The organism is Collimonas humicola (assembly GCF_018304945.1).
Taxonomy (GTDB): Bacteria; Pseudomonadota; Gammaproteobacteria; order Burkholderiales; family Burkholderiaceae_D; genus Collimonas; species Collimonas humicola.
Genome location: NZ_JAGQEE010000019.1, coordinates 1 through 3,353, shown reverse-complemented (window position 1 = coordinate 3,353; position 3,353 = coordinate 1). Strand labels below are relative to the sequence as shown.

The window sequence follows — 3,353 nt, the reverse complement described above, 5'->3', positions numbered from 1 at the left end:
ATTTTAAATTGCGGGCTATGCCGCCGATAAGGTCCTCTTGCTGACATGGTGTCGCTCCTCCTGAGAAGGCTCGACAAGCGTATCACTTCCTCTCGTGGCCTTGGTCCAGCCCGAGGGGTTCAGTCCAGGTCAAGATTCAATCAGCACCAACAGACCGTGGTATGAACGGCTGATAAGGAGGCAAACCTTGCTTCTCAAGTTCCTCATTGAAAATGCTGGGGAAATCTATCCACGGTTGCGCGTTCCAGCCGAAGACCGCCCCCCCCCCCCACGTGTCCTCTATTAGCTTTCCCAATTCCTTACTAAGATGTGCCTTTACCCGAGGCGCTAACACTCGCCCGCCCGCTTCACCGGTCGCCAAACCAACGACTTCTCCTATTACCGTTCCCGCCCACCTACGAACAGCCTGTCGTGCCTCTTCTGGCCTATCCGCAATCATTGACTTCGTTATTTCAACTCCAGTAGACGTTCCGACTACAACTAGAAAGCTCGCAATCGCAAATGGCGTAGCAGCTGCGGTTGGTACTATCGACAACTGAGCCAATATTTGACCTATCATCTTTCCTGCAAATTCAAGTCGATGAAGAGTTGTCAAAGTACTCAATTCCGACTTGGAGGTTGACGTACGGTCCATCTCACGAATAAGTCTTTTTTCCATCATGGCTAAAGATTTATCCGCCTCCTTGTCGATCGTTGTTTCCGCTAACTGCTGAAGTCTGACACTTCCTCTGTTTTCGAATAAATCTTCATCTCTAACGCGGTCTCGCGTTGTCCTAAGGCTTTGCATAACCTCTGCTCCGTATTTTTTGCTGTTTTTTGGATCGTTTAAGATATTGTCACTTATCAAACCAAGAGTCTGCCGGTATACGTCTTCTGGCTGATCACTCTCGATGGATTGCGCCACCTCCAATATGTTTGACAGCTCGCGGACGTGCATTTGATCAAGCTTGTATGAGCCAGCGTGCTGAACGTCGCCAGATCGGAGAAACAGAAGATATGTGCAATTCATGTCTGGGTCATGATACAAAAGAACGTCACTCACCACTTTACTATCGCGAGTGTGGGAAACATCTGTGCCAACTGTATAAATTTTCGCCTTGCCAGCTTGATATCTCTCCCACGGATTTTCACCAGGTTTAAAAGAGCGATGTGGCCTTATTTTTTTGACGGTAGATTCAAAATTTTGCTTATATGCCTCACGATATTGATCTCGTACGCCTGGTCTAGCCAACGTGTTGCTCAATTCATCCTGATAGCTAACTGCTAAATCCTGATCAGCAAGCTCTTTATGATAAGGGCTCGGGTAGATGGTGTCATAAGTATTCAAACCGGTTATTTTTTTCTCATTGCCGAATATGAGATCACCTTCAGTGAGGGTCTTTCTCTCTTGCTTGTGCTTCACTGCTTTATGCAGAGCCTCCCCTCCCTCGATCGCGTTTATGATGTGCGCCAATGGTGACTGCAGCCTAATGTAATGCCAAGGGTTGTCATTCCAAGTGGTATATTCAATTTCAACAGGTCTGTCCAAGTCAAAGGGAGATGAATCGCCGTGCTTCTCTCTTATCTCTCTCCCCCTCCTCATTGCATAGTTTTTTGGACTTGTCAACGATGGATCGATCTGATTTTCTTTGGTATTTTTTATAAATTCATCAATTTTTTCAATTTGCTCATCTTCTTCTATTCTTTGATGACGGGGTCGAGTGGTTTCATCTCCTTGACGATCGGGTCGAGTGGTTTCATCTCCTTGACGACCGGGTCGAGTGGTTTCATCTCCTTGACGACCGGGTCGAGTGGTTTCATCTCCTTGACGACGGAGGTAGGTGTCGGTTGCATTCACGAACTCAAAATTTGCAGTTGAAACCAGGCTATTTTGTCCGGCGACAAATATATTACGACCATTCTCAGGTATGGCACCTGATTCAATAACAGGCTGAGTACTATTATAACTACTTGTTATATGAGAAATGCTAATACGTTTATCCTCCGGAAGGGTATTCATATCAGCTTCTATTTGTTCAAGAATATTTTTATGCCATACCCCTGCGCTGTTGGCATTAGCGCCACTTCCTTGTGGGAAATATGTTCTAGAAAATAAAACATTCCCTTGTTTATTCTTAAGGGTGAATAAAAATCCCTTTCCTGATGGGAAATCAGCCGGCGATCTGGGGTCACGAAGTATCCCCACCACTCTATTGTCGCTCTGAAAATTAGCGGGCCATCCCTTAAAATCGCTCACCCATTTAAAATAATCAGATCCTGAAATCATTTCATCATAAATAAAATATTGTTCAGCAAGATAAATTTTAAGGTCTGTGTCAAAATCATTTGCAAAGCTACGCGTGGAAAACCATCGATCTCTTAAATGCGGAGAGAGGGCGGCAAGCCATTTGACCAATTCATCACGCAATGCACCGGATATTTTATTACCATCAAAGGCGCTCCAGTTTCTCGAGGAGGTAATGCTCCCACCTCCTGAACTGTATAACTCCCCCTTTTCACTTTCGTCTGGTGTGGTCAGTCGTTTATCCATTACCTTATCGGTCAATCCCATTCGGCCACCTGTAGGGTCATCTGTTATCTGCAAGTTTCCTGCACCAGGGGAATAACGGATTCCTCCGCCGCTCTCGATCGGGATGCCCGACGTGTTAATGAGGCTCTCGGAAAGCCCCATTGCCTGAGTCAGAGCACTTTCATGCTCGTCGCCGAGGCCGAGCATACGTCTGATTAGATCAACTGCTTTCGACAGCCAGCTTTTCCCTTCCACCTTCAGAGTGGCCAAGTAGGCGATGAAATCGCTCTTGCCAGAGTACAGACCGGCAACGAACTCGTCAGCGTTCTTCAGGTAATACTTCGTCGTCGGGTCATCGCCTTCATAAGCGTCTTCTGCCTTTTGTCGAAGGGACTCAATCTGTGAAGCTAACTGACCGTGCGGGGTGTCAGGATTCTCCAAACCGTACTTCAGCTTGCGGGAGGTCAGGCTGTGCGCAATTTCATGCATCATTTCCCAGTCGGGAGCATCATCTCCAATGGCGATTGTATGCGTCGCTAAATCATACTGACCTCTGATAAATTTACCTGATCGCCTGATGGGCACGTCATCCACCAAATTGTCCCGCAGGTGCGCAGCGAGTGCCCGAAGCTCCGGGTCAGAAGAGGCGGCTATACGCGACAGCTCCTCTTTGGCAGTCAACGGCCTGAGCGTTTCTCCCTCTTCTTCCAGCGCGGTATCGAGCGATGCACTGACATACGCTTTCATTGCCTCTCTGCTGCCTGCACCCAGTGCGAGCCAGGGAGCCTCCCCCACAATCTCCTTCGCTATTTTTTCCGCCGCACCAATCAGCCCTCCCTCGTAA

The 3,353-nt window shown here is 47.7% G+C and carries 1 pseudogene; it reads right to left on the bottom strand.

The features are described from left to right. Positions 1 to 136: 136 nt before the first annotated feature. A pseudogene (locus KHU30_RS24975) lies at positions 137 to 3,353 on the bottom strand (hypothetical protein); the annotation flags it as partial.